Genomic DNA, 5,870 nt, shown 5'->3' on the forward strand with positions numbered 1-5,870 from the left:
ACACGCCTCGTCATACCGCTGCCCGATCCACCGCGCATCCAGGAAACCAGCCTCGGTGACAACACCGCCCCCCGAAACACCCTGGTCGCCGAGACGATCAGTCAGCCGCGCCAACACCTGCCCATCGCTGAGCTCCCGCACCTGCCGCCACGGCTCCCCCTGCGGCAGATGCCGCCGCTGCATCACCACATCGGCCGGCAACCACCCGAAACAGCTGTCCAGGTACGACACGACACGGGCCCGCAACAACTCGTTCACCCGCGCCAACTCAGACCCGGCCGGCACCGCACCAGCCATCCGCCCCACACTGACCCGCACCCGCTCAGGACCGGACAGCCACTCATACAGATCCGCCGACAGCACCCCTACCGGCGCCAACACGTCCCGCACCCACACCGGATCAGCGACAACAAACGCCGACAACACGCAATACCCATCAGCCGGCACCGCGAACTCCAACACCGGCCGGCCAACCCCATCCACACCATCCAGATCCAGAACCGGGTCCAGGTCCGGGTCCGGGTCCGGCATCCACAGATCCTGCGTGAATGCCGGGTTAAGAAGCGCCGGGTCAACAGAAGACAGGCCGTGATCTTCCGTATCCCGATCGTCCGGAACCGCCGCGGTCACGTCGTCCCCCACCACCGACGACGCCCACGCAACACCCACCCCTGACACCCCAGACAGCGGGTACAAAGAATCGACCCGATCGCCCCCCGGCTCCCAGCCCTCATCGAGCGTCGGCGTACCCATTCGACCCAGATCCGGGTCCAGGTCCAGGTCCGGGTCCAGAACCAGGTCCGGGTCCAGAACCAGATCCGGGCCCGGGCCCGGGTCCGGGTCCGGCATCGATAGATCCTGCGTGAATGCCGGGTTAAGAAGCGCCGGGTCAAGAGAAGACAGGTTGTGATCTTCCGTATCCCGATCGTCCGGAACCGCCGCGGTCACGTCGTCCCCCACCACCGACGGCCCCCACGCAACACCCACCTCCGGCACAACCCCAGACGGCGGGTACAAAGAATCGACCTGTTCGGTGCCGTCCGGTGGCGTCCACCCCCAGCCGGGCGGCAGTGCCGACAGTTCCACCCCTCCCGGACCTAGACCCACACCCAGGTCCGGGTCCGGGTACGGCATCCGCAGATCCTCCACGAATGCCGGGTCAAGAAGCGCCGGGTCAAGAAGCGCCGGGTCAAGATAAGACGGGTCGTGGTCTCCCGCATCCCGCTGTTGCGGGACCGCCACGGTCGCGTTGTCCCCCACCCCCAACGGCACCCACGCGACATCCACCCCTGGCATTTCGGACAGCGGGGACTGGACCTGTTCGGTGTCCTGCGGCGGCTCCCACTCGTCGTCGAGCTTTGGTGTGTCCAGATCCATCCCATCCAGATCCATCCCATCCAGATCCATTCCATCCAGATCCGGGTCCCATACGTTCTGGAATTCCTGATCACCAGACGCCAGGCCAGACGGATCGCCGTTGCCCTCTGGATCGGATGGCAGTCCGCCGCTTGAAGAGTCGGCCGGGTCGGTGGAGGTGGTGAGCATCGCGTGGGACGGGCCGCGTGGCGGGCTGGTGGAGGCGAGCAGGAACGCGCTGGTGTCGGTGTCGGTCGTGGTTGTCGGTTGCGGGTGGCCGGTGGTCTGGCCGAGCAGGTCGGTGATGGTGGCGGGCCGGCCGTTCCCGTCGAACGCGGCCACCCGGGTGCTGGATGCGAACAGGTGTCGCAGCCACGGATCGCGTATCGGATCGTTCGGCTCGGGCCGGTCGGCGGCGTCGGGCAGTAGAGGGTCCCGCACCTGGATTCTCGGCGGCCCGGATTTTTGTGGCTGGCTGTGGAGGGCGAACACGTGCTGCGGTTCGTTCGGTGGCGCGGCCCTGACCACGACCATCGACCCCGGCGCCGCCTTCAGCGCGGCCAGCACGTCCTGTCCCGCGACCCCGTCGGGGTGGGCGACGCGCTCGGGTACCGTGTCGAGGATCTCCAACAGTTGCGGCCAGCCCATGGTGGGCGCGAGCCGGCCGTCCGGTCCGATGATCCGGTCGTCGAACACCGCCCGGTTGCCCAACCGTTTGTACACGGTGTGGAACACCTCGAGAGTGGCCGCCACGCACCACCACGGGTCGCCGCTGCTGCCGGCACGCACCTGCTCCGCAGCGGCCCAGTCAGCGACCCGCTGCCCGGACTCGAACATCCCGACGGCCTGCCCAGTTGCCGCAACGGCCTGCCCGGTTGCCGCAACGGCCTGCCCAGTTGCCGCGACAGCCGGCTCGCCGTGTCTGCCGGGGTCGCCACTGACCGGTTCATCCCACGACGAATCCGCGTCGCTGAGACCGTGCTTACCCGGCACCCCACCAACCGACTCGTCCGGCGAGGACACGTCACTGATCGAAATCGTGTCGCTGGTGTCGAGGTTGCTGAACACGCCGTCGCTGGAGACAGACATGCCACTGTCGCTGTCGCTGTCGCTGTCACTGGCGTTGGCGTTGGCGTTGGCGTTGGTGTTGGTGTTGGTGTTGGTGTTGGTGTTGTGGTGGATCGGCGTGTCATCGGCGCGGGAGGCAGCGCCAGCCGGCACCGTGCTACGGGCGCTGGCCGCGTCCGGCGTCCCAGCCGTGCCCGGCGTCCCAGCCGTGCCGGGCGTGCCCGGCGTGCCGGGGGTGGCGCTGCCGGCGGCCTGGGCGAGGACCTGGTGGTATCCGTCCACCCAGTCCCGTTGGAAGGATTCGGCGAGGGGGCCGTCGCTGGCCAGCTTGACGCCGTACTGGTCGGCCAGGTCGGTGAACTGCTCTACTGCCTGGCTGGTCGCTGCCGCGGTGTGCTGCTCGGGCGTTATCGGCACGGTCGGCGCGCCGGCGCGCCCGCTTTCTGCAACGTCGACGGTAGCCCAGTTGGCGGCCGGTGCGGGGGCGCCGGGGATGGCCGCGGCCGAGAAACGGGCGGGCAAATCGGTGACCGCCTGCCGGACCACGTTCACCACGGCACTCACCTGCGCGGCGTCGGGACCGGCCACCACAGCGGGCAGCACGGCCGGCAGCACGGGTGCGGAGGTACCGAGGATCGCATCGAGGATTCGGTCCACCCGGTCCCGCACGGCGCTCTTGACCGCCTCGATCGCGGCGGCGGACGGCACCGCCGCCCCGACACCTGCCGGCACGCCGGCACCTGTCGGCGTGCCATCGGCCCACGACGCGCTGGCGGCCGTCGGTAGGCCGGCGGCGAACTGGTCGATGTGGTGTTCGGCGGCCAGGTGCGCGATCGCGCGCAACGCCTGCCGGTCGAACTCCGCCGGCAGCGCGTCGACAACCTGCTCCGACCACACCTCGGCCGGGATCTGCTCACCCGCGGACGCCAACGCCTCGGCCATCCGGGCCACCGCCCGCTCCCGGACACCCATCAGATACCCCTCGGTGAGCGCCGTACCCGGCAGACCGACCGCGGACAGGAAAGCCAGAACAGTCGGATCACCCTGCCGGGCGTCGACCCACCCGGCGAAAACCCGCTCGACGGGCACGGCAAGCCCGGCCATGCTCTTGCCCGCCCGAGCCACCCCGGCCAGCAGCCCACCGTAGCGATCCACCAGATCCTGCTGGAACCGATACCACCGCTCGACCACCGGCACACCACCTGCCACAACCCACTGCGGCGCCGGCACGGCCGGCACCGACCACGACGGCACCGACCACAACGGCACCGACCGGTCGTTCGGCGTGGGCAGGTTCAGCTTCGGCGTGGGCATGTTCCATGCCGGCAGCGGTGGCAGGGTGGGCGGCGGGGTGGGCGGCGGGGTGGGCGGCGCGGCCTGCGCGCCGGCAGCCACAGCCTTCGGATCATCGACCCCGCCCTGGTAGCCCGCGGACGGGTCCACACCAACCGGTGTCGCCCCCACCGGCAGGACCGGCCTTCCGTCCGGCGTGAAATCGATACGAGGCACCTGCACCCGGGGCTGCATCACAGCGCGACTCAAGACAAGCCCGAGCCCGCTCGCGGCCGACCCCCCCGCCCCCGACAGCGCCCCGGAAACAAGATCCGCACCACTGACGGCGAAGTACCCGCCGACCATCAGGCCGGAAAGCCCACCGAAGAGCCCCTCCATACCGGTCTCCAGCACGGGCCGCGTCAGCACATCGGTCAACAGAATCCTGGTGGCATCCGACACGCCCAGCTTGCTGACAGCGCCGGCGACAGCGCCAGCGACCTTACCCAACGCCGGCCCCGCCACCGTGCCGAGGAACGCCACCGCCCCCGCGAACGCCGCCTGCTTACCGACCGCCGACCAGTTCACCCCGGACTGCAGACCGTCGGTCATCATCGACACCTCGGCCAGCAACGCAGAACCCGGCATGAACAACATCTGCACAGCCGTGCCGCTCGCCGCCGACCGGACCAACGCCGAACGCAGGACCGCCTGAATGACGGACCGTGTCTGGGCGACGTGTGCCGCCGCCCCCACCGGATTCCAGAACCACATCGCGAAGGCGACGGCAAACTCGGCCTGCATGAAGCTGAACATGGCCACCGCCGTACGCTTGCCGGTCTCCGTCTCGAGGAAGAAATTCTTCTCCGCCTCGATCACGGCGAGCAGCAGGTCAGCCGTCTCGGCCAACTTCCTCACGAACGGAACGGTCTGGGCCACGAACCGGGCGAAGACCTCCCCCTCACCCGCCTCCCCGACCGCCCTGATCGCCTGCTCCAGCAACGGACCAAGCACCGTACGCACCCGATGCTCCAGCACCTCGGCCGTACCGATGTCCTGCCACAACAACGGCAACTCCGCCCGGGACAACCTGAACCCGGTGAACCCTTCCAACACCCGCATCGAACTCTCATCGAGCTCAACGGTCGGAACGGCCGCGGCCAACGCGCAACGCTCCCTTCCCCGCCCCGAATCAGGGCACCCAGCGCGGCTCAGTCAACCGCGCTGACCGCCACCCCAGCCCCCGACCACCTCGTCGGCGATGACCTCGGCACTGCCCCCACCCGGCGGCCGAGACCTCAACTCCCCACCCCGCAACCCGACCGACACCTCCACCGCCACCCAAGACGTCGATCACCAAGAGCCACGAACCCCTCACCGCAAAGCGACGGTAGTCGACATCGGCGACACGAGCCATCCCCACCCACACGTGAACCACCACACATCCACGCCAGCCGGCCGCCCGACCGCCCACCACACCACCCACACCGGCTCACGGCGCAGGTCACGGCCGGTCCTGTCAGCACACCCGCCGCCACGACAGCCCCGGCCGGCCCGGCGCCGACCATCTCACCGCGAGCCGCCCTCCGCCCCTTCCGTCAGGGCTTCACCACGCCTTCACCACCACGCACCCCGGAGCAGCACACCACGGCCCCGCCCGGACCGCTCACAGCGCACGTCAACGGCCGTCTGACAGACCCGGCCGACCAGGCCACGAAAGCCAGACTCCCTCCCTGCGGGAGGGGGATCTCCCCTTCTCTCCCCACCGCGACCTACTGGCCGTGGTCGATCCCATGCCCCGAGGCGCTCCTTCCTCGTTGAACCGGTGAACCGGTTCCAGGCCAGGCGCGAAGGGAGTGCGGGAACGTGGCGGCGGGCGAGGACCACCACGGCGGGCTGCCAGACGGCGACGAGCCGATCAACGCCGGCCGGGGCTGGAAACGGCAAGGCCGCAACGACAACGCGTACCCACGGCCATACGTCCTGCCGGCCAGTTCCCGACTGCGCGGCAACCAGGACCGCTTCCCGCACGCCCGGCGTGGTTGAACGGCAGCGGTCCGCCCGGCCGGGACACACCGGCGGCCACCGGCGCGGCCACCGCCGCGACGGCCGCCGATCCGGACGCCGAACTGGACTGGACGCCGAACTGGAACAGCTGCGAGCCCGGGCCGCAC

Annotated in this window: 1 protein-coding gene and 1 pseudogene; one reads left to right on the forward strand and one right to left on the reverse strand. The window is 69.8% G+C overall.

The window, feature by feature from the left end; all coding sequences use genetic code 11:
- Positions 1–4,818: pseudogene (locus ABGB16_RS32905) on the reverse strand (hypothetical protein); the annotation flags it as partial.
- Between the two features lie 744 nt (positions 4,819–5,562).
- Here ABGB16_RS32905 and ABGB16_RS32910 point away from each other — a divergent pair.
- Positions 5,563–5,742 (forward strand): hypothetical protein, encoded by a 180-nt coding sequence (locus ABGB16_RS32910; protein ID WP_347671966.1) that lies wholly within the window; start codon positions 5,563–5,565, stop codon positions 5,740–5,742.
- Positions 5,743–5,870: the final 128 nt, after the last annotated feature.

It is taken from the genome of Micromonospora sp. B11E3 (genome assembly GCF_039871625.1).
Classification (GTDB): Bacteria; Actinomycetota; Actinomycetes; order Mycobacteriales; family Micromonosporaceae; genus Micromonospora.